A 22,360-nucleotide genomic window follows, 5' to 3' on the forward strand; every position below is an offset into this window, starting at 1 on the left:
ATGCATCCGGGCGCAGACAAAAAGAACGCCCCGGCGGAGCGGGGCGTGATGGTTACTACAGCTCCACCAGCGGCGTGCCGGTCATTTCCGCCGGGATCGGCAGGTCGAGCAGGCGGAGCATGGTCGGCGCCACGTCGGCGAGCACGCCGCCCTCGCGGATGCGCAGCTGGCGCGGGCCGTAATAGAGGAAGGGCACCGGCTCGCAGGTGTGCGCGGTGTGCGCCTGGCCGGTGCACTCGTCCTCCATCTGCTCGACGTTGCCGTGGTCGGCGGTGATCAGCGCCTCGCCGCCGACCTTGTCCAGGGCTGCGGTGATGCGGCCGATGCACTGGTCCAGGCACTCCACCGCCTTGACCGCGGCGGCGAACACCCCAGTGTGGCCGACCATGTCGCCGTTGGCGTAGTTGACCACGATCACATCGAAACGCTGGTTCTCGATGGCGTCGACAATGCGGTCGGTGACTTCCGGGGCGCTCATCTCCGGCTGCAGGTCGTAGGTGGCGACGTTCGGCGAGGGGATGAGGATGCGCTCCTCGCCCGCGAACGGCTCCTCGCGGCCGCCGGAGAAGAAGAAGGTGACGTGGGCGTACTTCTCGGTTTCGGCGATGCGCAGCTGGGTCTTGCCGTTTTTGGCCAGGTACTCGCCGAGCACGTTGTCCAGCGAGGCCGGCGGGAAGGCGCAGGGCGCCGGGATGCTCGCCGCGTACTGGGTGAGCATCACGAAGCCGGCCAGCTGCGGCACGCGCTGGCGCGCGAAGCCGGTGAAGTCGGCCTCGACGAAGGCGCGGGTCAGCTCGCGGGCGCGGTCGGCGCGGAAGTTCATGAACACCACGGCGTCGCCATCCTCGACGCGCACCGGCGCGCCGATGGTGGTGGCCTTGACGAACTCGTCGCTCTCGCCGCGCGCATAGGCGGCCTGCAGGCCCTCCACCGCGCTGGCGGCGGCGAACTCGCCCTGGCCGTCGACGATCAGGTTGTAGGCCTGCTCGACGCGGTCCCAGCGGTTGTCGCGGTCCATGGCGAAGTAGCGCCCGGTCAGGCTGGCGATGCGGCCTTTGCCGAGCTTGGCGAAGGTGGCGTCGAGCAGCTCGATGGACGGCTGCGCGCTCTTCGGCGGGGTGTCGCGGCCGTCAAGGAAGGCGTGCAGGTAGATTTTCTCGGCACCGCGGCGGGCGGCCAGCTCGGCCATCGCGGCGATGTGCTCCTGATGGCTGTGCACGCCGCCCTCGGAGAGCAGGCCGAGGATGTGCACCGCCTTGCCGGCCGCCACCGCCTGGTCCACCGCCGCGCCGATCACCGGGTTGGCGAAGAACTCGCCGTCGCGGATCGCCTTGGTCACCCGGGTGAAGTCCTGGTACACCACGCGGCCGGCGCCGAGGTTCATGTGGCCGACCTCGGAGTTGCCCATCTGCCCGTCGGGCAGGCCGACGTCCATGCCGCTGCCGGAGATCAGGCCGTGCGGGCGGGTGGCGGACAGGCGGTCCCACACCGGGGTGTTGGCGTGGAAGATGGCGTTGTAATCCGGGCTGTCGCTGTGACCGAAGCCGTCCAGGATGATCAGAACCAGAGGTTTGGGCGTGGCAGGCATGCGTCCGACTCGTGCAGGTGATGGCAAAAGAGCGCCAGTCTAATGGCTGAGTCCGCGAGCGTCACGGCGGCGTGACTGGCGGCGGGCGGTTTCGAGGTATCCGCGGCGGCGCCCGTTTGCTCGGGTTCAGCCGCTCGAACTGGCTGTGTATACTGCTGGCCATTTTACCGTGCCGGATGCTTGCGATGGTTGCCCAGCTGATTGAGTTTGTCTCTAACCACTATGTACTCAGCACCCTGTTCGTGGTGCTGCTGGCCCTGCTGCTGGCCAGCGAGGCGCGTCGCGGCGGGCGCAGCCTGACCTGCCGCGAGCTGACCGCCAAGCTCAACGCCGGCGAGGCGCTGGTGCTCGACGTGCGCCCGCACAAGGAGTTCGCCAGCGGCCACATCACCGGCGCGCTGAACATCCCCTTCGACAAGCTGGACAGCCGCATCGGCGAGCTGGACAAGCACAAGTCCAAGGTCCTGATCGTGGTCGACGCCATGGGTCAGCATGCCGGCAGCGTCTGCGGCAAGCTGAAGAAGGCCGGCTACGACGTCTCCCGTCTGGGCGGCGGCATCGCCAGCTGGCGCGGCGACAACCTGCCGGTGGTGAAGTGACATGCAGTCGGTGGTCATCTATTCCAGCGACTACTGCCCCTACTGCATGCGCGCCAAGCAGCTGCTGAGCCGCAAGGGCGTGGACTTCACCGAGATCAACGTCGACGGCCAGCGCGAGCTGCGTGCCGAGATGGCGCGCAAGGCCGGCAAGACCTCGGTGCCGCAGATCTGGATCGGCGCCACCCACGTCGGCGGCTGCGACGACCTGTATGCCCTGGAGCGTGCCGGGAAGCTGGACGCGCTGCTGCGCGGCTGAATCAACCATTGCTACTAACAAGGAAGCGAACATGACCGAACAAGCCAACGGCGCCGCCGCGCAGAACGACCAGCCGCAATTCGCCCTGCAGCGCATCTATGTGCGCGACCTGTCCTTCGAAGCGCCGAAGAGCCCGGAAGTCTTCCGCCAGGAGTGGAAGCCAGCCATCAGCCTCGACCTCAATACCCGCCAGAAGGATCTGGGCAACGATTTCCACGAGGTGGTGCTGACCGTCTCGGTGACCGTGAAGAATGGCGAGGACACCGCTTTCATCGCCGAAGTGCAGCAGGCCGGCATCTTCCTGATCAAGGGTCTGGACGCCGCCTCGATGAGCCACACCCTCGGCGCCTTCTGCCCGAACCTGCTGTTCCCCTACGCCCGCGAGACCCTGGACAGTTTGGTGGTGCGCGGCTCCTTCCCGGCGCTGATGCTCTCGCCGGTGAATTTCGATGCGCTCTACGCCCAGGAGCTGGGGCGTCTGCAGGCCGCCGAAGCCCAGGCCTGACGCTCTGCTGCGCGGCTGCCGGCCGCACTGCGACAAAAAACCCCGCCCTGCGCGGGGTTTTTTTGTGCGCGCAGTACTAAGGGATGGTTCAAAAATGTGACAGGTTTGGCTATGTTGATGCGCGTCAGTACGCATTGCGCTTGACCTGTCATGATTCTGGCGCATTGTCGCCGGGGCTTTGGCGGCCTCAGTCGAGGCTGAAATCCTGCTGGCGCCAGGCTTCGTAGACGGTCACCGCCACGGCGTTGGACAGGTTGAGGCTACGGCAGCCCGGACGCATCGGCAGGCGCAGCAGCTGCTCGGCCGGCAGGCTGGCGAGTATCTCGGCCGGCAGGCCGCGGCTCTCGGGTCCGAACAGCAGCACGTCGCCCGGTAGGTATTTCATTTCGGCATAACTGTTCTTGGCTTTGGTGGTGAGTGCCAGTATCCTGCCGCTCCCTAGTGCTTCCAAGCAGTCGCTTAGGGATTGGTGACGGATTACCGTCGCGTATTCGTGGTAATCCAGCCCTGCACGGCGCAGGCGCTTGTCGTCGAGTTCGAAGCCCAACGGCTCGATCAGGTGCAGCTGGCAACCGGTATTGGCGCAAAGCCGGATGATGTTGCCGGTGTTCGGCGGGATTTCTGGTTGAAACAACACAACGTGAAACATGGTGTGTGCCTGTACGGATCGGGACGGCACGCATTCTAGCGGTTTGTGGCCGCTTGCAGCGGTCTGCCCGCCTGCCCCTGGCAGGTTGTACGGGCAAGGAGAATTCATTTGCTGGCCTGGCTGAAACGAACCAAAACCACTGCGGACAGCCTGCTCGGACTGGCGCCGGTCGCCGGCGGCTGCGTGCTGGTCTGCCTGCAGCGTAGCGCGGGGGCCGTGCGGCTGCCGGCCTGCGAGTTCGTCGCCGCCACGCCGGGCAGCCAGGTCGAGGTGCTGCGCCAGCGCGTCGAGGCACTCGGCCTGCAGGGCCAGCCGGTCAACCTGCTGCTGTCCGCCGCCGACTACCAGCTGCTGCTGGTCGAGCGCCCCGACGTGCCGCCCGCCGAGTTGCGCGCCGCGGTGCGCTGGCGCATCCGCGAACTGGTCAACGCGCCGCTGGACAGCCTGGTGGTGGACGCCTTCGCCCTGCCCGACGATGCCTACCGCGGCCGCACGCCGATGGCCTACTGCGCGGTGCTCGCCCGTGCGCGCATGCAGGCGCTGGCCGAGTGGGTGGCGGGCGCCGGGCTGCGCCTGCACAGCATCGACATCGCCGAAATGGCCCTGCGCAACCTCGGTCTGCTCACCGTCAGCGAGGGGCAGAATCTCGCCGTGCTCAAGCTCAATGCCCGTGACGGACTGATCTGCGTGCAGCACGGTCGCGACCTGTACATGGCGCGGCGCATCGAGCACGGCCTGGACAACCGCGGCGCCGACAGCGCCCAGCTGGCGCTGGAGATCCAGCGCTCGCTGGACTATTTCGAAAGCCAGCTCGGCAAGGGTGCGGTCGCCCGCCTGCTGGTGCTGCCGGTGCCGGCCGTCGGCGAGCAGCTGCTCGCCGAACTCGGCCGGCAATTGTCGGTGCGCCTGACGCGGCTGGCCCTCGACGAGCTGTTCGCCGGTTCGCCGCTGCTCGAACTGCCGGCGGATCAGCAGGCGCTGTTCCTGCCGGCGCTCGGCGCCGCGCTGCGCCAGGAGCAGGCCGAGGCCGCCGCGCCGCGCCAGGCACCGCGCCGGTCGCAGCAGGCCGCGACCCTGCACCTGGAGGCCAGCTGATGGGTGCCAGCATGCCGTTGCAGAATCTCAACCTCTACCAGCCGCCGCAGGCGGACAGCGCGGGCCGGCCGGCGCCGCGCCCGCTGGTGCTCGGCCTGCTGGCCGTGCTGCTGGCGATCCTCCTCGATGGCGGCTGGCAGCTCTGGCGCAGCCAGCAGCTGCAGGCCGCGCTGGCCCAAAGCCGGCAGGCCGCCGAGCAGGCCGAAGCCGAGCTGGCCAGCCTGCGCCAGACCTTCCGCGAGCCGCAGGCCGACCCGCGCCTGCCGCAGCAGCTGGCCGCGCTGGAGGCCGGCAACCGCCAGCTGCAGCAGCTGGCCGCCCACCTGCAGCTGTTGCTGGCCGAGCGCAGCGCCGGCTTCAGTGCGCCACTCGACGCCCTGGCCGAGCGCCACCTCGGCGGCGTCTGGCTCAGCGCCATCCGTTTCGAGCAGGGCGGCCGCGACCTGCTGCTCGAGGGCGCCAGCCAGCAGCCCGACCTGCTGCCCGGCTACCTGAACAGCCTGGGCCGCAGTCCGGCCTTTGCCGGGCGCCAGTTCGCCCGTTTCGACCTGGATCGTGACGAGGCCGGCGTGCTGCGCTTTCGCCTCGCCTCGCAGGCGGCCAGCGCCGAGGAGACGCGCCGATGAACGCCCTGCAGCACTACTGGAGCGCCCGCGCGCCGCGCGAACAGTGGCTGGCCGTCGCCGTGGCCCTGCTGGTGCCGGCGCTGGCCTGGCTGGCCTTCGGCCACGAGCCGCTGGCGCTGCGTCTCCAGCAGCTGGACAACGAGCAGCGCAGCGCCGAGACGCGTCGGCTGGAGGCCCGCACGGCTCTGGCCGAGCTGCAGGCGCGCGCCGCCGTCGACCCCGACCAGGCCCTGCGCCAGGCACTGCGCGCGGCGCAGGCGCTGCGCGATCACCAGCTCGAGAGCCTGGACCGCGAGACCGCCGCGCTGATCGACCCGCAGCGCATGCAGCAGGTGCTGCAGGACCTGCTGCAGCAGCGCCCGGGCCTGCGCCTGCTGGCGCTGGAAAGCTTTTCCGCGCCGCTCGAGCTGCCGCCGCCGGCAGCCGCTGGCCAGCCGGCTACCGCCGCGAATGCCGCGGCGGACAGCGCGGCGCCCGCGACGCCGGTGCTCTACCGCCACGGCATGCGCCTGACCCTGGAGGGCAGCTACTTCGAGCTGCGCGACTACCTGCAGGGCATCGAGGCGCAGAGCCTGGCCGCCGGCGGTCGCCGGCTGTTCTGGGAGCGCCTCGACTACCAGGTCGGCGAGGCCGGCCCGGGCCAGGCGAAGATCACCCTCGAGCTGTACACGCTGAGCCGTGAAGCGGGGTGGGTCGGTGTCTAGATGGCTGCTTGCCCTGTGCTGTACCGCGCCGCTGCTGGCGCTGGCCGCCGTCGACCCGACCCTGCCGCCGCCAGCGCTGGCCGCTCCGGCCACGGCCGACGCCGCGGCGGCGCCGGCCCCACTGCTGCAGGCGATCCTGCACGGTCCGGGCGGTGCCCGCGCGGTGCTCGGCGGGCGCAGCCTGCGCGTCGGCGAACAGCAGGGCGACCTGCGCGTGCTGGCCATCCGTGCGCGCAGCGTGGTGATCGAACGTCAGGGGCAGCGCAGCGAGCTGCACCTGAGCCAACCCATTCTGACTCCATCCACGCGGAGCCCGAGCCGTTGATGCCCATGATGTCATTCCGTCTGTCCCAGCTGGGCCTGCTCGCCGCCTGCTGTCTGCTCGCCGCCTGCCAGACCTTTCCTGATGGCGATCGCCAGCTGCGCGAGCAGACCGACCGCCTGCTCGAGGACAGCCTGGCGCAGAGCCGGCGCAGCGCCACGCCGCCGCCGGCGGTGCAGGCCGCATTGCTGCCGCCGCTGCTGGCCGACGGCCCGCTGCTCGCCCAGGGGCCGCGCTTCGATGTCGCGGTGCGCGACATGGACGCCCGCGAGTTCTTCCTCAGCCTGATGGACGGCGCCGGACAGAACCTGGTGGTGCACCCCGAGGTCAGCGGCCAGGTCACCTTCAGCCTGCGCAACGTCACCCTCGACGAGGTGCTGGCCGCGGTGCGCGACAGCTACGGCTACGACTTCAAGCGCACCGCCTACGGCTACCGCATCCTGCCCAACCAGCTGCTGACCCGGACCTACGACCTCAACTACCTCAACCTGCAGCGCCGCGGCGAGACCGATACCCGGGTCAGCTCCGGCCAGGTCACCACCTCGGAAAGCGCCGACAGCGGCAGTGGTAGCGGCAGCGGCTCCGGCGACTCCGGCGGCGGCAGCACCTCCGCCACGGTCAACGCCAGCCAGGTGGTGACCACCAGCGAGGTCGACTTCTGGCGCGAGGTCGGCGACGTGATCGGCGCGCTGATCGGCGACGATCCCGGCAACAAGGTGGTGGTCAATCCGCAGGCCAGCTTGCTGGTGGTGCGCGCCTCCAGCGGCGACCAGCAGAACGTCGAGGCCTTCCTCGAGCAGGCCGAGCGCAACCTGCAGCGCCAGGTGATCCTCGAGGCGAAGATCCTCGAGGTGCGCCTGAGCGACAGCTTCCAGGCCGGAGTCAACTGGACCCAGATCGGCAGCAAGCTCAGCCTCGACCTGGCGGGTGACCCGCTGAGCGGTGCCGCGGGCATCGGCGGGGTGTTCAGCGCGCTGTACACCAGCGGCGACTTCACCGCCCTGCTGCAGCTGCTGGAAACCCAGGGTCAGGTGCGCGTGCTGTCCAGCCCGCGCATCTCCACGCTGAACAACCAGAAGGCGGTGATCAAGGTCGGCACCGACGAGTTCTTCGTCACCGACGTGTCGTCGGCCAACACCATCACTTCCGGCGGCGTCTCCGAGCCGACCCAGGATGTCACCCTGACGCCGTTCTTCTCCGGCATCTCGCTGGACGTCACCCCGCAGATCAATCAGCGCGAGGAGGTCACCCTGCACGTGCGGCCGACCGTCAGCCGCGTGCAGGACCAGAACAAGGAGATCAGCTTCGGCGATGACCGCGTGCTCAACCTGCCGCTGGCGCTGTCCACCACCCGCCAGTCCGACTCCATCGTCCGCGCGCGCAGCGGCCAGGTGGTGGTGATCGGCGGCCTGCTCGAGGATGTCAGCGACAACACCGACGCCAACGTGCCCTGGCTGTCCAAGCTGCCGTTCCTCGGCGGGTTGTTCCAGCAGCAGCGCAAGGAGCTGGTGCGCAGCGAGCTGGTGATACTGCTGCGTCCGCAGGTGATCGGCGCCGACACCTGGATCGACGAGCTGCAGAAGAGCGCGGCCAGTTTCCGCGAGCTGAGGTAGGCGCATGTATCAGGGCTTCTTCGGCCTGCGCGAAAAACCCTTCGCGCTGACCCCCAACACCGCGTTCCTGGTGCGGCTGGCCCCCTATCAGGCCTGCCTCAACCTGCTGCGCGTGGCGCTGGGCGAGGGCGAAGGCTTCATCAAGGTCAGCGGCGAGGTCGGCACCGGCAAGACCCTGCTGTGCCGCGCCCTGCTCAACGCCCTCGGCGCGGACGGCGAGCGCTGGCAGGTCGCCTGGCTGCCCAATCCGGGCCTCAGCCCGCGCGGCCTGCGCCAGGCGCTGGCCCATGAGCTGCACATCGCCGCGGCCGACGAGCTGGACGACCACAGCCTGCTGGCGGCGCTCAACCACCGGCTGATCGAGCAGGCGGCGGCGGGCCGGCGCACTGTGCTGCTGATCGACGAGGCCCAGGCCCTGCCGGAGAAAACCCTCGAGTCCCTGCGCCTGCTGACCAACCTGGAAACCGAGCACTGCAAGCTGCTGCAGGTGGTGCTGTTCGGCCAACCGGAACTCGACGAGCTGCTCGAGCGCGGCGAATTCCGCCAACTGCGCCAGCGCATCACCTTTTCCTATCGCCTGCGTCCGCTGGATCTGGCCGACACCCGCCGCTACGTCGAGGAGCGGCTGGTGCATGCCGGCTACCGCGGCGAGCCGCTGTTCGACGCCCGCGCCCTGCGCCGCCTGGTCGCCGGCAGCGGCGGCATCCCGCGGCTGATCAACATCCTCGCCCACAAGGCGCTGATGGTCGCCTTCGGCGCCGGCAGCCGCCAGGTGCGCGCCGCCCACGTGCAGCGGGCGCTGGAGGATACCGAAGGCGCCCGGCCGTTCCTGCGCCAGGGCTCTGTGCGCCTGGGCTGGAGCCTGGCCGGCGCGGGCGTGCTGCTGGCGCTGCTCGGCCTGTGGCCGTGGCTGCAGGCCTGGCTGCCGGGAGGTGCCGCGTGAGCCTGGTCAACGACATGCTGCGCGACCTGGAAGCGCGCCGCGCCTCGCCGGCCGAGCGTGCGCCGCTGGACGGCCTGCTGCCCGCCGACGAGGGCGCCAGCGCTCGCCGCGCCGACCGCCGGCGTCTGCTGCTGGGCCTGCTGTGGGGCGCTCTGGCGCTGCTGGCCGCGCTGCTGCTGGCGCGCCTCTGGCTGACGGGCGAGGCGGCGCCCGTGATGGCCGCAGCGCCCGGTGTGGCCAGTGAGCCGCCCGCCGTGGCGCCCGCAGCGACCGCGCCGGCCCTGACCGCCGCTGCCGCGCCCGCCGAGGCCAGCGCGCCGCCCATCCAGCTGCTCGCCACCCTGCCGCAGCATGGCGAGGGCCGCTTCATCCTCCAGCTGCTGCTCGACCGCGCGCCGAGCTACCAGCGCAGCGAGCAGAGCGGGGTGGTCGGCCTGCGCCTGCCGCAGCTGCGCCTGAGCGACGATGGTCCGCGCTCCGGGCGCTTCGAGCAGGGCGGCCGCAGCCTGAGCTGGAGCCTGCAGCCGCTGGGCGATGGCGCCGAATTGCTGCTGGTCGGCCTTGGCGACGGTCTGCAGGTGCTCGACCGCCTGGAGCCGGCCGGCGAACGCTGGCAGCTGTGGGTCGAGGTGCCGTTCAGCGCCGCAAACAGCGAGGTGTTCGATCCCGAGCAGCTGCCGGTGGCCGGTGGCGAGGAGGAGGCCGCGGCCGACGACGACTACCCGCCCGCCGTGCAGACGGCCGCCGCGCCGGTCAAGCGCGACCCGCCGCCCGCGCCGCCCGCTACCCGTGCGGCGATCCCGGAACTACGCACGCCTGCGATTGCCGCGCCGGTCAGCCGTAGCCCGCAGGTCAGCGCCGCGCGGGTCAGCGTCGCCAGTCACCAGCCGGATGCGCTGGCCGAGGCGCGCCAGGCGCTGCTGGCCGGCGATAGCGAGCGCGCCATCGCCCAGCTCGAAGACCTCAACCGCCGTCAGCCGGACAACCGCGAGGCGCTGCGCTGGCTGGCCCGCGCCTGGCTGAGCGCCGGCCGGCACGCCCGGCTGGTCGCCGAACTGCCGGCGCAGCTGCAACGCTTCCCGACCGACAGCGAACTGCGCGTGCTGCTCGCCCGCGCCCAGCTGCAGGGCGGCGACGGCGCCGCGGCGGTGGCCACCCTGGCCGAGCGCATGCCGGCGCTGGCCAGCGACCCGGCCTACCACGCGCTGCTCGCCGCCAGCTACCAGCAGACCGGCCAGTGGCGCGAGAGCGCCCAGCTGTACCGCAACCTGGTGCTGCTGCGCCCGGCCCACGGCGCCTGGCAGCTGGGCCTGGGCATCGCCCTCGAACAGCTCGGCGAGCGCGCCGCCGCCGCCCAGCACTACCGCCAGGCCCTGCAGGGGCAGGGCCTCGATGAAGACAGTCGGCGCTATGCCCGCGAGCGGGCACAGGCCAGCGGAGGAGAGTCCTGATGGGTGGCGGCGAACAGCCCCGGCGCAAGCTGCGCCTAGGCGACCTGCTGGTGCAGAGCGGCCTGATCAGCGAGGGCCAGCTGCAGCTGGCGCTGGACGAGCAGAAGCGCAGCGGCGCCAAGCTCGGCCGCGCGGTGGTCGACATGGGCTTCGTCACCGAGCAGAAGCTGCTCGAGGCGCTGTCGCGCCAGCTCGACATTCCCTACGTCGACCTGCGCCAGTTCAAGTTCAACGAGGCGCTGGTGCAGCGCCTGCCCGAGGCGCTGGCGCGGCGTTTTCGCACCATCCTGCTGGTCGAGGAGAGCGACGGCCTGCTGGTCGGCATGAGCGATCCGCTCGATCTCTACGCCCTCGACGAGCTGAGCCGCCTGCTGCGCCAGCCGCTCAAGCCGGCGGTGGTGCGCGAGAGCGAGCTGCTCGACAACCTCGACCGCTTCTACCGGCGCACCAACGAGATCGCCGAGCTGGCCGGCCAGCTCGACGAGCGCCTGGAGGAAAGCGACTTCGACTTCAGCGGCCTCAGCCTCGACAACAGCGACGCCCCGGTGGTGCGCCTGCTGCAGATGCTGTTCGAGGACGCCGTGCAGATGAAGGCCTCGGACATCCACATCGAGCCGGACGAGAAGGTCCTGCGCCTGCGCCAGCGCATCGACGGCGTGCTCAACGAGCAGCTGATCAAGGAGACCCGCATCGTCTCGGCGCTGGTCATGCGCCTGAAGATCATGGCCGGCCTGGACATCTCCGAGAAGCGCCTGCCGCAGGACGGCCGCTTCAACATTCGGGTCAAGAACCACAGCCTCGACGTGCGCGTGTCGACCATGCCGGTGCAGTTCGGCGAGTCGGTGGTGCTGCGTCTGCTCGACCAGAGCGCCGGGGTGTTCAGCCTCGACCGCACCGGCATGCCGGCCGACATGCTGGCGCGCTTTCGCACCCTGCTGCAGCGCCCGCACGGCATCGTGCTGGTCACCGGCCCCACCGGCTCGGGCAAGACCACCAGCCTGTACGCCGGCCTTTCCGAGCTGAACAGCCCGGAGAAGAAGATCATCACCGTCGAGGACCCGGTGGAATACCGCCTGCCGCGGATCAGCCAGGTGCAGGTCAACCCGAAGATCGAGCTGACCTTCGCCCGCGTGCTGCGCGCCGCCCTGCGTCAGGACCCGGACATCGTCCTGGTCGGCGAGATCCGCGACCGCGAGACCGCCGAGATCGCCCTGCGCGCCGCGCTGACCGGCCACCTGGTGCTGTCCACCCTGCACACCAACGACGCCCTGACCTCGCCGCTGCGCCTGATCGACATGGGCGCCGAGCCGTTCCTGGTCGCCAACGCCCTCAACGCCGTGCTGGCCCAGCGCCTGGTGCGCCGGGTCTGCGAGCACTGCCGCGAGGAGCACCTGCCCGAGGAGCGCGAGCGCTACTGGCTGGAAGGCATCGGCGGCCAGTCGCTGGCCGGTCGCCGCTTCGTGCGCGGCAGCGGTTGCCACCAGTGCCACAACACCGGCTACCTGGGGCGGATCGGCGTCTACGAGCTGCTCGAGATCGATGCGCCGCTGGCCGCCGCGCTGCGCCGCCACGACGCCCAGGGCTTCATCGACGCCGCGCGCGCCCAGCCGTACTACCGGCCGCTGGCCGCCGGTGCGCTGGACTTCGCCCTGGCCGGGCTGACCAGCGTCGAGGAGGTGCTCAAGGTCAGCGCCAGCCTCAGTGACGAGCGGATCGGCTGATGGCGCAGTTTCGCTTTAGCGGGCGCGATGCTCAGGGCCGCAAGATCAGCGGCAGCCGCCAGGCGGCGAGCGCCGAGGCGCTGGCCGGCGAGCTGCTGGCCGAGCGCATCACCCCGCTGAGCATCGACGCCCAGGCGGAAAAGGCCGCCGCAGGCGACGCCGATGTCCTGCGCCAGCTCAACAAGCTGCTTGGCCGCGAGCGCGTCGAGCTGGAGGAGCTGATCATCTTCTGCCGGCAGATGTACAGCCTCAACAAGGCCGGCGTGCCGATCATCCGCGCCATCGGCGGCCTCGCCGAGTCGACCCGCAACCCGTACTTCCGCGAGGTGCTGCAGACCCTGCGTGCCGACCTTGAGGGCGGCACGGCCATGGCCGCGTCGCTGGGCAACCACCCCAAGGTGTTCAACCCGCTGTTCGTCAGCATGATCAGCGTCGGCGAGAACACCGGCCAGCTCGACCAGGCCTTCCGCCAGCTGGCCGGCTACCTGGAGATGGAGCGTGAGACGCGCAAGCGCATCAAGCAGGCCACCCGCTACCCGCTGTTCGTGCTGATCGCCATGAGCGTGGCGCTGGCGGTGATCAACCTGCTGGTGATCCCGGCCTTCTCCAAGGTGTTCGCCCAGTTCCATGCCGAGCTGCCGCTGCCGACGCGCATCCTCATCGGCTTCTCCGAATTCATGCAGCAGTGGTGGTGGCTGCTGGGCCTCGGGCTGGCCGGCGGCATCGTCGCCTTCGTGCGCTGGATCGCCACCGAGCCCGGCGCGCTGGTCTGGGATCGCTGGAAGCTCAAGCTGCCGATTGTCGGCGGCATCTTCGAGCGCATCGCCCTGGCCCGCTTCACCCGCACCTTCGCGATGATGTACCGCGCCGGCTTGCCGCTGCTGCAGACCCTGGCGATCAACAGCCACACCGTGGGCAACCGGCATATCGGCACGGCGATCACCGGCATGCGCGAGGGTGTCGAGCGCGGCGAGGCGCTGACCCGCGGCGCCGCCGCCAGCGGCCTGTTCACCCCGCTGGTGCTGCAGATGATGGCGGTCGGCGAGGAAACCGGCGCGCTCGACGACCTGTTCATCGAGGTCGCCGACTTCTACGAACAGGAGGTGGACTACGACCTCAAGCGCCTGGCCGACGCCATCGAGCCGATTCTCATCGTCGCCATGGGCATCATGGTGCTGATCCTCGCGCTGGGGGTGTTTTTGCCGATGTGGGAACTGTCGGCGGCGGCCAAGGGCGTCAAGTGAGGCCGTTGCCGGCGCGCGCCGAGCGCCTGCTGCTGGTGGCACCGCTGCAGCGTCTTGCCCGCTGGCTGCTGGCTTTGATTTTTGCCAATGTGATCTTTATCTCGTTATGGCATATTGCGACCGACAGCGAGACGCAAGCCATGAATACGACGGCGGCGCACCTGGCGCGCAGTCTCGACGCGTTGGCCGCCGAGAATATGGCGCAGGGACGCCCGCTCGATGAGGGCTGGGCCACGCGCAATCCGTTCGTCCTGCTGCGTGGCCAGCAGGGCAACTACTGCGGCGAACTGGCTGACGACCAGACGCCGCGTCGGGGCTGCTGGTACTTCCTGCCGCAGCAGGCCCGCGTGCTGTACCGCGCCCGCTTTCGCGGCTGGCGCAGTGGTGGGGAGGAAGGCGTGCAGGCCTGGCAGCTGGTGCGCCTTCCGCTGCAGACGATGGCAACCGCAAAGACCGAACGGCTGATCGCCGTGGAGCTGCGGGCGGTGGACTGGACCGACCCGTGACAACGCCCTCAGGGCAAATGGAGATGGAAATGCAACGACAGAAGGGCTTTACCCTGATCGAACTGGTGGTGGTGATCGTGATCCTCGGCGTCCTCGCCGCGGTGGCGCTGCCGCGCTTTATGAATGCGACCGACGATGCGCATACCTCGGCGGTACAGGGCACCGGTGGTGCGCTGGCGGCGGGTGTGGCGTTAGTGCGCTCGCAGTGGGAACTGAATCGAGTCAAGGGCATCGCTACCCCGAACCTCAACGTGACCGGCTTTGGCGCGAACGATGTGGACGTGAACGGCAACGGTTGGCCGATCAGTGCTGTCAGTGATAGTGCGGCCAACCCGAACGCAGCCCGTTGCGTGGAGGTGTGGAACGCAGTACTACAGGGCTCTGCTCCGTCTGTAGCCACTAACACTACCGCCGACTATCAGGCTTCGGTCGTTACCGCTGGCGAGTGCACATTCACTTATCGCCTGGATGGACGCGCTGCTGCCAGCACTACCCCACTGCGCACTATTGTCTATAGCACCGCTACCGGCGCCGTGACCACCTCTGCCAATTGATTTGCTTTTCTTCCAACTTAGTTAACCATTCGAAAGGGATTCAATCATGAAAAAACAGCAAAGCGGTTTTACCCTGATCGAACTGATCATGGTCATTGTGGTGCTGGGCATTCTGGCGGCGTTTGCCTTGCCGCGGTTTGCCAATTTAGGTGGTGATGCACGAGCTGCGACTCTTAATGGTGCATTGGGCTCCGTCAGGTCTGCTGCAGCTATTGCACACTCCGATCAGTTGGCTAAAGGTCTGGGGACCGGTGCTAGCGTGACCCTTGAAGGTCAGCCAGTCACCATGTTGAACTCTTATCCGACTGCCAATGCTGCAGGCATCATGGTTGCCGCCCAGTTGAGCGCCGAGTTTGACTCCACTGGCGGCGGCACTGACGCTGGCGATACCCTGCTGATTCGTGTGGTTGGGGCTACTGACCCCGATACTTGCTCATTTGAGTACACCGCGCCCGCTGCCAACGCTGCCCCGGCCATTAACAACCTGGACGACTCGGGCTGCTGAGGAGCGCGTGAGCAGTCAATGGGGACAGGCCCCATTTCTGCCATTTCCGTTTGACACAAGACAGGTGCCTCCGGGCACCTGTCGACTAATTATTCAACGGTCGGCTCGGAGCTGGCCGATCTACCCGGACAAGGACTGTCTGCATGCAACAACGTGGCTTCACCCTGATCGAACTCATTCTGGTGATCGTGATGCTCGGTATCCTCTCCGCCTTCGCCTTGCCGCGCTTTGCCGATCTGGGCCGCGATGCGCGCATCGCCAGCGTGCAGGGCGCCGCCGCGTCTATCCGCTCGGCAGCCGCCATTGGCCACGCGGCCTGGCTGGCCGGGGGCGGCACGGGAAACGACATAGCTTATGAGGACACCTTTGTGCTGATGCAAGGCGGCTATCCTCAGGCACACATAAAGCTCGCCGGTGCCGTCGGCATTGCCGGTGCTGCCGGTATCGATGCCGGCAGCTACCAGATCGATCCGCTGCCGTATACCAATGTGAACACATCCACGGTGACCTTCCGGCCGCTGGGCGTTGCCGCCACAGCGACATGTTCTGTGAGCTACACCCAAGCCAATATGACTGGCACAGTACCCCCGTCCATCACCGTGCAGACCGGCGGCTGCTGACCCCATGCATTCCCGCGGCTTCACCCTCGTCGAGTTGATCCTGGTGATCGTGGTCATCGGCATCCTCGCCGCCGTGGTGGGGCCGCGCTTTTTCGAGCGTTCGACCTTCGACGACCGCCTGTACGCCGAGGAAGTCCGCGCCGGGCTGCGCCATGCGCAGAAGCTGGCGCTGGCCGGCGGCTGCAGCATCCGCTTCAGCCTGGACACGACGGGCTACCAGTTGCTGCGCGATGCCGATTGCGAGGGCAGCGGCAATACCTTTACGCCCAGCGTGCTCGACCCGTCCACCGGGCAGGCGCCCTACGCCGGCACGCCGCCGACCGGCATCACGCTGTCGGCGGCCTTCAACGTCGACTTCGACTCCCTCGGCCGACCCAGCCAGGCGGTCAGCGTCACTCTCGGCGCCGGCCATGCAGTCCGCGTCGAGGCGGTCACGGGGTTCGTGCCATGAACCGCCAGCGCGGCATGACCCTAGTCGAGCTGGTGATCGCCATCGTCATCGTCGGCATCGCCGCCGCTGCGCTGTACAGCGCCATGGCCAGCATCACCAGCCGCTCCGCCGACCCCATGCTGCGCCAGCAGAGCCTGGCCATCGCTGAGGCCTATCTGGAGGAAATTCTCGCCGAGGACTTCCTCGATCCGACCAGCCATACCCAGTGCCCGCCGCGACCTGCCGTGCGCGCCGACTACGACAACGTCTGCGACTACGCTGGGCTCGACGACAGCGGTGCCCGTGGTACCGATGGCAACCTGGTTCCCGGCCTGCAGGACTATCGGGTCCGCGTCGCCGTCACCCCGCAGGCCTTCAATGGCCTGACTGCCGCCGCGGCGCTGCATGTGACAGTGACGGTCGAGGCGCTGGATGGCCAGACGCTGACCCTTGCCGGCTGGCGCACCTGCTACGGCGAGTACGACGGCGCGGGGGCCTACGCATGCGTGCCCTGATGGCAGGCAACCCAGCCCGCCAGCGCGGCTTCACCCTGGTCGAGTTGATCCTGGTGATCGTCCTCTCCGCCATCGTCGGGGTGATGGTCAGCAGCGTGCTGTCGCGCCCGCTGGAAGGCTTCGTCGCCCAGAGCCGCCGCGCCGAGCTGGTGGATATCGGCGCCAGTGCCCTCAACCGCATGCAGCGCGACATCCGCATGGCGGTGCCCGGCTCGCTGCGGGTCAGCGCCGATGGCCGGGCATTGGAGCTGCTGCTGATCCACAGCGGCGGGCGCTATTTGCCCAATCGTCCGCTCGACAACAGCCTGAACTTCTCCGCCACGCCGGATGCGCAATGCAACGGCCCGCTGGTGGCGGGTGTGCCGGCTTGCGATGTGCTGCAGGTGTTCGCCCCGGGTTTCTCGCCGCCGGCCGCCGGCTGGCTGGTGATCGCCAGCAGCCCGTTCAGCTGGACGCCGAGCAATCCGGGCAATATCACGCCGACCAACACCGTCTTCACCCGCTTGCCAGAGTCGGATACGGCGGCCTATCCAGGCATCAGTCTGATCCGCGTCACGCCGCCGGGCGGCGCTTTCGCCTTCACCGCGCCCTCGGCGCAGCGGCGCATCTATTTCGCCGACCGGGTGGTCGGCTATCGCTGCAGCGGCGGCCAGCTGCTGCGCTACGAGCACGACCAGCTGCAGCCCACGCTGCCCGCCGCCTTGCCGGCCACCGGCCGCCTGCAGGCCGACCGTGTGGAAAGCTGCGACTTCCGTTACGCCAGCGCCAGCGGACTGGCCACCTTGCGTCTGAACATCGGCGCGGCGGGGGAGAGCATCCGTCTGGCCCAGCAGGCACAGGTGAACAATGCGCCCTGAACGTGGATTCGCCCTGGTGGCGGCGCTGTTCGTGATGGTCATCATCGCCGTGGTGGTGGCGACCATGAGCAGGCTGTCGGTCACCCAGAACACCAGCCTCGACCTGGCCATCCAGCAGGCCCGTGCCTACCACGCCGCCCGCGCCGGCCTGGAGTGGGGGCTGCACCAGCTGATGGCCGAGAGCAACACGACGGGCATCTGCCCGGTGGGTAATCCATCCCTGGCCGGCAGCGGCCTGAGCGAGTACAACGTGAGCCTCACCTGCGTCAAGCTGCCCTGCGCCACGGCCACATGCGCGCAGAGCTACACGGAAGGCATCCGCACCTTCAACCTGTACCGCCTGACCGCCACGGCCGCCAACGGCAGCCCGGACAGCCGGGTTGACTATGCCTGGCGGCGGCTGGAAGTGATGGTGGAGCGATGAGCATGCGGCGTTTACGTGGATGGTTGGTCGCGTGCCTGTGCGCCCTGGCAATGACCGGCAGCCCGGCCGCCTGGGCGGTGTTGTGCTCCGAGGTGTTTTTCCCCGGACCGGCTGGCGATGGTCTGAATGCCTATGTGCCGCCGTTGTCGCTGGAGGACTTCGATGCTTCGACGCGTCCCGTCCTGACGGCAGCGAGTCCGCGGACGGTGCCGGTGAGCGACAGCTACTGGGCGGGCGGCATATCGCCCAACGGCTGGATATTGACGGCACCGACGGCAGGAACGGCAAGGGTCTACGTCAAGGGCGATTTGTTCATCGGCAATAACGCCGAGATCAACAAGAATGGCAATCCGAGAAATCTGATCATTATCGTGATGGGGAATCTCGATATCCAAAACAGTAACAATACCCGGCTTAATGCGCTGATCTACGTGACGGGCAATGTGACCATCGGCAACAACCCAGCCATCTATGGCGGGGTCTCTGCCGTGGGCAGCCTGCAAAAGGGCAACAACATTGTCTATGACTCCAGCGCTCTCGCGGGAGCGGACTTCGGCGCGCTCTGCGACAACCCGGATTCTGTCGGGCAGATCGACCACTTCCGTTTTCTGCATGCCGCCACTGGGCTGACTTGCAGTCCGCTGGACGTCACCCTGAAGGCCTGTGCCGATGCCACCTGCAGCCGCCTGTACGAGGGCAGCGTCAGTCTCACCCTGAGTCCCACCAGTTGGGCGCCTGGTAACGTGGTGACCTTCAACAGTGGCCAGGCTGCCCTCAAGCTGCATGGCAATATGCCGGGCTATGTGGCCCTTGGCGTGACGTCGGCCGTTCCGGCGGCCAACAACCCTCGGCAATGCAGTACCGCCGATTGTCGGGTGCTGTTCCACGACAGCGGCTTCGTCTTCGACGTACCGCATCTGCTCGCTGCCAAAGCGCAGACGGGCATCGTCCTGCAGGCCGTACGCAAGGACGCCACCAGCCAGACGTGCGTGCCGGCCTTCGGACCGGCCACGCGCACCCTGCAGTTCTGGAGCGACTATGTTGATCCCGGCGCGGGGAGCATGAAGGTGCAGGTCAACGACACGGCGATAGGTAACAGTGCGGCTTCGCCGACGGCACTGCCTCTCGTTTTCGACTCCGAAGCCAAGACACAGTTGAAGGTGCGTTACGACGATGCCGGCAAGATGCGTCTGAATGCGCAATATGTTGGAACAGGCGTCGAAAGCGGTCTGACCATGCTTGGCTCGGACGAATTCGTCAGCAAGCCCTATGGGCTGCATATCTCCACACCGGCCGACAGCACCTGCAGCACCGCCAGCGTGGCTGGCTGTGCTGCCTTGAGCGTGGCTGGAGTGCCACGTGCGGCTGGCGATAGTTTTCCGCTGACCATCCGGGCAGTGGCCTGGCAGGCCGACGGCGAGGCGCTTACCGAAGCCGCGCTGAGCGACAACCCGACCACGCCGAACTTCCAGCTGAACGGCATCGCCCTCAATTCCACGCTGGTCGAACCGAGCGCCGCGAGCGGTGGCGTGGCTGGCGCCTTCTACAGGCATGCCGTCGATGGTAGTCGGCAGGCCGCGCTCACCAGCTACGACCATGCAGTGGGCGCCTCCACCACCCTGCAGGTAGGTCAGAGCGAGGTGGGCATCTACCGCATCACCGCCACGCCGCCGGCCTATCTCCTGCAAACGATCGGCGGCGGCGAAAGCGCGCTGATCGGTCGCTTCACCCCCGCGTATCTGGGGGTGACCAGCACCGCCAGCCTGACCCCGGCCTGCGGCGCCTTCAGCTACCAGGGCCAGTCCATCAACTTTGCCGGCGGCCAGCCGGGCATCGTGGTTACCGGCTACAACCGCCAGGGTGCTGTCACCAATAACTACGACCGCGGATCGTTCTGGAACTGGCCTGTAACCGATCCTTCTCGATATCCCCCTACTCGTCAGCCGTACAGCTTCAGCGATGCGAGCAAGCCGGGGCTGGTCGCACGTCTGCAGAGCCTGGGCGATGCGCAGTCGCTGGTCATCTCTGACAGCGGCGGCGCTGATGGCAGCCGGGCCTTCGACTGGCGGGCTGAGGGTGTGCGCCAGGCCGATGCGCTGCTCTGGCAGCTGCCGTCGCCACCCACGGCCGAGGACCTGCCGTTCGTGCTGACCTCTGCCGGCACGCATGTGCAGCTGAAGTTGCTTGCCGGCCAGCTCAGCGATGCTGACGGCATCTGCTACCGCGGCAGCGACGGCAGTGCGGCCGCCTGCGAGGACTTCGTCCATGCCTTCGGTGGCACCGAGCTGCGCCTGGGCCGACTGCGCATCGATGCGGCCAGTGGTCCGGAGAACCAGGGGCTGGATCTGCCCTACTGGCTGGAAAGCTGGCAGACCTCGGCTGGTGGTCCGGTGTTCGGCGCTACGACAGGCGATACCTGCTCGACGCAGGCAGCGCTGGGCCAGGTGGTGCTGTCCGGCTTCATCGGCGACCTGCTGGCGAGCCATTTCCCGACGCCGCCCGGCATGCTGGAGGCGGCGAGCGGAACACCGCTGGCAACCGGTGTCATCCGCTTGCCGGCGCCGAACCACAAGGGCAGCGCCCTGGTGAGCCTGTCCGGCCTGAATGGTACTTCCCCGGTGCTGCCCTGGCTGTTGTATGACTGGGATGATGATTCCAACACTGCTCCCGAAGCCCCATCGGCACGGGCTACCTTCGGCGTGCTGTCCAGCCAGAGAGCACTGATCTTTCGCCGCGAGGTCTATCGCTGATCCCGCACTCCTGCGGTGCAAGTGCACAGTCCGTGTGCGGGAAACGACAGTCTGGCGAGTCCGCTTTCCCTCTATCTAGAGCGTCTCCCGCTGGCCGGAGAGGGGAGGCAGACCCGCCAGACACGAAAAAGCCCCGGATCGCGCTGCGATCCGGGGCTTTGGGCATAAAAGGGGGAATCCCCGGCCTGCCTGTACCGTGGTCCCCGAAACTGGGTACGGTACTTAAAGCACATGACGTGCCAATTACAGCATGCGGGCTATTTTTCCTGTGTTGCAGTGGCTCCTCGCTCCGGAATGCGGGTCAGCAGCAGGGCCAGCAGGCTGCCGATGCCGGTGGCGCCGACCACCAGGCTCATCGGCAGCGGGCTGCCGTCGTGCAGGGCGCTGACCAGGGCGCTGGCGGCGGTGCCGAGGCCGAATTGCAGGGCCACGGCGAGACCGGCGGCGGCGCCGGCCTGCTTGGGGAAGCGCGCCAGCAGGCTGGCCACGCTGTTGGCGCCGAGCAGGCCGGTGACGCTGACGTAGAACACCAGGCAGACGACGATGGCGCTCAGGCCACCGAGGCCGCTGGCGCCGAGAATGGCTAGGCCCAGGCCGGACAGCGCGGCGATGCTGGCGCCGCACACCAGCAGGCGTTGCGGGCCGAGGCGGGTGACCAGACGGGCGTTGAGCAGGGTGGCGACGATGATGCCGCCGACGTTCAGGCTGAACAGCCAGGCGTACTGCTGCGGCGACACGCCGAAATACTGGATGTAGACGAACGGCGAGGCGGTGATGAAGGCGAACATGCCGCCGAACGACAGGCCCATGCACAGGATGTAGCCGAGCGCCTGGGGCTGCATGGCGATATGTCCGTAGGAGCGGAACACCGCAGCGACCGAGGCGCCGCGCTTGTCGGCGGGATGGGTTTCCGGAATCTTCCAGGCGACGGCCAGCAGGCACAGGCCGGCGAAGACCATCAGTACCACGAACAGCGAGCGCCAGCCGGCGAGCAGGATCAGGTAGCCGCCGATCAGCGGGGCGATCAGGGTGGCGAACATGGTCACCAGGTGCATCAGCGACAACACGCGGGCGGCGTCCTTGAGCGGGAACAGGTCGCGGACGATGGTGCGCGCGAGCACCGAGGCACCGGCGCCGCCGAGGGCCTGGAGCACGCGCCAGAACACCAGTTGTTCGGCCCTGGCGGCGACGATGCAGCCGATGCTGGCGAGCATGTACAGGGCGATGCCGCCGAGCAGCAGCTTGCGGCGGCCGAAGCGGTCGGACAGCGGCCCGTAGATCAGCATGCCGGCGCACAGGCCGGCGAGGAACACGCTGATGGTCAGCTGGATCTGCGCCTCGGGAGCGCCGAGGTCGCTGGCGATCAGCGGCAGGCTCGGCAGGTACATGTCGATCGACAGCGGGCCGAAGGCCACCAGCGCGGCGAGCAGGACGATCAGGCGTTGGGGGTTGGCGACGGGCATGCGGTCTCCATCGGGGTGCCGGGTTGCGGGGCGGGTAAATGCATAAAGAACAAGGCCGCCCGGAGGCGGCCTTGAAGTCTACCGGCTACAGGGTGAGCAACCAGAGACAGATGCCGGGGAACAGCGCCAGCAGGATGATGCGCAGCAGGTCCGAGGCGAGGAACGGCAGCACACCCCTGGCGGTTTCCATGAACGGCACGTCGGCCGCCGCGCGCTGGACGATGAACAGGTTCATCCCCAGCGGCGGGGTGATCAGACCGATCTCCACCACCATCAGCGCCAGGATGCCGAACCAGATCGACTTCGAGGACTCGTCCAGGCCGAAGAAGTCCAGGCCCATGATCATCGGGTAGAAGATCGGGATGGTCAGCAGGATCATCGCCAGCGAGTCCATCACGCAGCCGAGGATCAGGTAGGTGA

General features: G+C 68.3%; 25 protein-coding genes. 21 read left to right on the forward strand and 4 right to left on the reverse strand.

Annotated elements, in window-relative coordinates:
- Positions 1-55 precede the first annotated feature (55 nt).
- A complete protein-coding gene (gpmI, locus tag BM297_RS15895) occupies positions 56-1,588 on the reverse strand; it encodes a 2,3-bisphosphoglycerate-independent phosphoglycerate mutase (RefSeq protein WP_092433226.1) in 1,533 nt (510 codons plus the stop codon).
- Positions 1,589-1,773: 185 nt separating this feature from the next.
- Here gpmI and BM297_RS15900 point away from each other — a divergent pair, with 185 nt between their 5' ends.
- Genes BM297_RS15900 through secB form a run of 3 tightly spaced genes read left to right on the forward strand, consistent with a single transcriptional unit; the run spans position 1,774 to position 2,948 of the window.
- Positions 1,774-2,187 (forward strand): rhodanese-like domain-containing protein, encoded by a 414-nt coding sequence (locus tag BM297_RS15900; protein ID WP_092433227.1) that lies wholly within the window; start codon positions 1,774-1,776, stop codon positions 2,185-2,187.
- A 1-nt stretch (position 2,188) separates the two neighbouring features.
- Complete coding sequence (grxC, locus tag BM297_RS15905) at positions 2,189-2,443, forward strand: glutaredoxin 3 (RefSeq protein ID WP_092433230.1); 255 nt, start codon at positions 2,189-2,191, stop codon at positions 2,441-2,443.
- Positions 2,444-2,474: 31 nt separating this feature from the next.
- Positions 2,475-2,948 (forward strand): protein-export chaperone SecB, encoded by a 474-nt coding sequence (secB, locus tag BM297_RS15910; protein ID WP_092433235.1) that lies wholly within the window; start codon positions 2,475-2,477, stop codon positions 2,946-2,948.
- A 187-nt stretch (positions 2,949-3,135) separates the two neighbouring features.
- On the opposite strand, the gene trmL is transcribed toward secB, so the two are convergent.
- A complete protein-coding gene (gene trmL, locus BM297_RS15915) occupies positions 3,136-3,597 on the reverse strand; it encodes a tRNA (uridine(34)/cytosine(34)/5-carboxymethylaminomethyluridine(34)-2'-O)-methyltransferase TrmL (RefSeq protein WP_092433238.1) in 462 nt (153 codons plus the stop codon).
- Positions 3,598-3,705: 108 nt separating this feature from the next.
- On the opposite strand from trmL, the gene BM297_RS15920 reads away from it, so the two are divergent.
- From BM297_RS15920 to BM297_RS16005, 18 genes are all read left to right on the forward strand, one after another.
- Positions 3,706-4,692, forward strand: coding sequence for an MSHA biogenesis protein MshI (locus BM297_RS15920; RefSeq protein ID WP_175526670.1), 987 nt, complete (start codon positions 3,706-3,708; stop codon positions 4,690-4,692).
- A complete protein-coding gene (locus BM297_RS15925) occupies positions 4,692-5,318 on the forward strand; it encodes an MSHA biogenesis protein MshI (RefSeq protein WP_245768269.1) in 627 nt (208 codons plus the stop codon). Before BM297_RS15920 ends, BM297_RS15925 begins: the two co-directional genes overlap by 1 nt.
- On the forward strand, positions 5,315-6,022 hold the full coding sequence (locus BM297_RS15930; protein ID WP_092433240.1) for a hypothetical protein: 708 nt from the start codon (positions 5,315-5,317) through the stop codon (positions 6,020-6,022). The genes BM297_RS15925 and BM297_RS15930 overlap by 4 nt, the downstream gene beginning before the upstream one ends.
- Entirely contained in the window at positions 6,015-6,347 is a 333-nt protein-coding gene (locus BM297_RS15935) for a Type II secretory pathway component (protein ID WP_245768270.1), read from the forward strand. The genes BM297_RS15930 and BM297_RS15935 overlap by 8 nt, the downstream gene beginning before the upstream one ends.
- Complete coding sequence (locus BM297_RS15940; protein WP_245768271.1) at positions 6,347-7,957, forward strand: pilus (MSHA type) biogenesis protein MshL; 1,611 nt, start codon at positions 6,347-6,349, stop codon at positions 7,955-7,957. The genes BM297_RS15935 and BM297_RS15940 overlap by 1 nt, the downstream gene beginning before the upstream one ends.
- 4 nt (positions 7,958-7,961) lie before the next feature.
- On the forward strand, positions 7,962-8,900 hold the full coding sequence (locus tag BM297_RS15945; protein ID WP_092433243.1) for an ExeA family protein: 939 nt from the start codon (positions 7,962-7,964) through the stop codon (positions 8,898-8,900).
- Entirely contained in the window at positions 8,897-10,351 is a 1,455-nt protein-coding gene (locus tag BM297_RS15950) for a tetratricopeptide repeat protein (RefSeq protein WP_092433245.1), read from the forward strand. Before BM297_RS15945 ends, BM297_RS15950 begins: the two co-directional genes overlap by 4 nt.
- Positions 10,351-12,072: a GspE/PulE family protein gene (locus tag BM297_RS15955; RefSeq protein ID WP_092433247.1), complete on the forward strand. Its 1,722-nt coding sequence runs from the start codon at positions 10,351-10,353 to the stop codon at positions 12,070-12,072. The genes BM297_RS15950 and BM297_RS15955 overlap by 1 nt, the downstream gene beginning before the upstream one ends.
- A complete protein-coding gene (locus BM297_RS15960) occupies positions 12,072-13,316 on the forward strand; it encodes a type II secretion system F family protein (protein WP_092433249.1) in 1,245 nt (414 codons plus the stop codon). The genes BM297_RS15955 and BM297_RS15960 overlap by 1 nt, the downstream gene beginning before the upstream one ends.
- A 5-nt stretch (positions 13,317-13,321) precedes the next feature.
- On the forward strand, positions 13,322-13,822 hold the full coding sequence (locus BM297_RS15965) for a hypothetical protein (RefSeq protein ID WP_092433251.1): 501 nt from the start codon (positions 13,322-13,324) through the stop codon (positions 13,820-13,822).
- Between the two features lie 29 nt (positions 13,823-13,851).
- On the forward strand, positions 13,852-14,376 hold the full coding sequence (locus BM297_RS22315; protein ID WP_217648272.1) for a prepilin-type N-terminal cleavage/methylation domain-containing protein: 525 nt from the start codon (positions 13,852-13,854) through the stop codon (positions 14,374-14,376).
- A gap of 46 nt (positions 14,377-14,422) precedes the next feature.
- Positions 14,423-14,881 (forward strand): type II secretion system protein, encoded by a 459-nt coding sequence (locus BM297_RS22320; RefSeq protein WP_092433258.1) that lies wholly within the window; start codon positions 14,423-14,425, stop codon positions 14,879-14,881.
- A 143-nt stretch (positions 14,882-15,024) separates the two neighbouring features.
- Positions 15,025-15,501, forward strand: a complete 477-nt coding sequence (locus tag BM297_RS22325) for a type II secretion system protein (protein ID WP_092433260.1) — start codon at positions 15,025-15,027, stop codon at positions 15,499-15,501.
- A gap of 4 nt (positions 15,502-15,505) precedes the next feature.
- Positions 15,506-15,952, forward strand: coding sequence for a type II secretion system protein (locus BM297_RS15985; RefSeq protein WP_090306656.1), 447 nt, complete (start codon positions 15,506-15,508; stop codon positions 15,950-15,952).
- Positions 15,949-16,446, forward strand: a complete 498-nt coding sequence (locus tag BM297_RS15990) for a type II secretion system protein (RefSeq protein ID WP_092433262.1) — start codon at positions 15,949-15,951, stop codon at positions 16,444-16,446. Before BM297_RS15985 ends, BM297_RS15990 begins: the two co-directional genes overlap by 4 nt.
- Positions 16,434-17,303, forward strand: coding sequence for a PulJ/GspJ family protein (locus BM297_RS15995; RefSeq protein ID WP_245768272.1), 870 nt, complete (start codon positions 16,434-16,436; stop codon positions 17,301-17,303). Before BM297_RS15990 ends, BM297_RS15995 begins: the two co-directional genes overlap by 13 nt.
- A complete protein-coding gene (locus tag BM297_RS16000; RefSeq protein WP_092433264.1) occupies positions 17,293-17,727 on the forward strand; it encodes a hypothetical protein in 435 nt (144 codons plus the stop codon). Before BM297_RS15995 ends, BM297_RS16000 begins: the two co-directional genes overlap by 11 nt.
- A 2-nt stretch (positions 17,728-17,729) precedes the next feature.
- Complete coding sequence (locus tag BM297_RS16005; RefSeq protein WP_139231070.1) at positions 17,730-20,477, forward strand: DUF6701 domain-containing protein; 2,748 nt, start codon at positions 17,730-17,732, stop codon at positions 20,475-20,477.
- A gap of 257 nt (positions 20,478-20,734) precedes the next feature.
- Here BM297_RS16005 and BM297_RS16010 read toward each other — a convergent pair whose 3' ends face one another.
- Entirely contained in the window at positions 20,735-21,940 is a 1,206-nt protein-coding gene (locus BM297_RS16010) for a Bcr/CflA family multidrug efflux MFS transporter (protein ID WP_092433268.1), read from the reverse strand.
- An 85-nt stretch (positions 21,941-22,025) separates the two neighbouring features.
- Positions 22,026-22,360 (reverse strand): TRAP transporter large permease subunit (locus BM297_RS16015; RefSeq protein WP_139231071.1); only part of this gene is annotated, 335 nt, incomplete at its 5' end.

This window comes from Geopseudomonas sagittaria, from assembly GCF_900115715.1.
GTDB classification, from domain to species: Bacteria; Pseudomonadota; Gammaproteobacteria; order Pseudomonadales; family Pseudomonadaceae; genus Geopseudomonas; species Geopseudomonas sagittaria.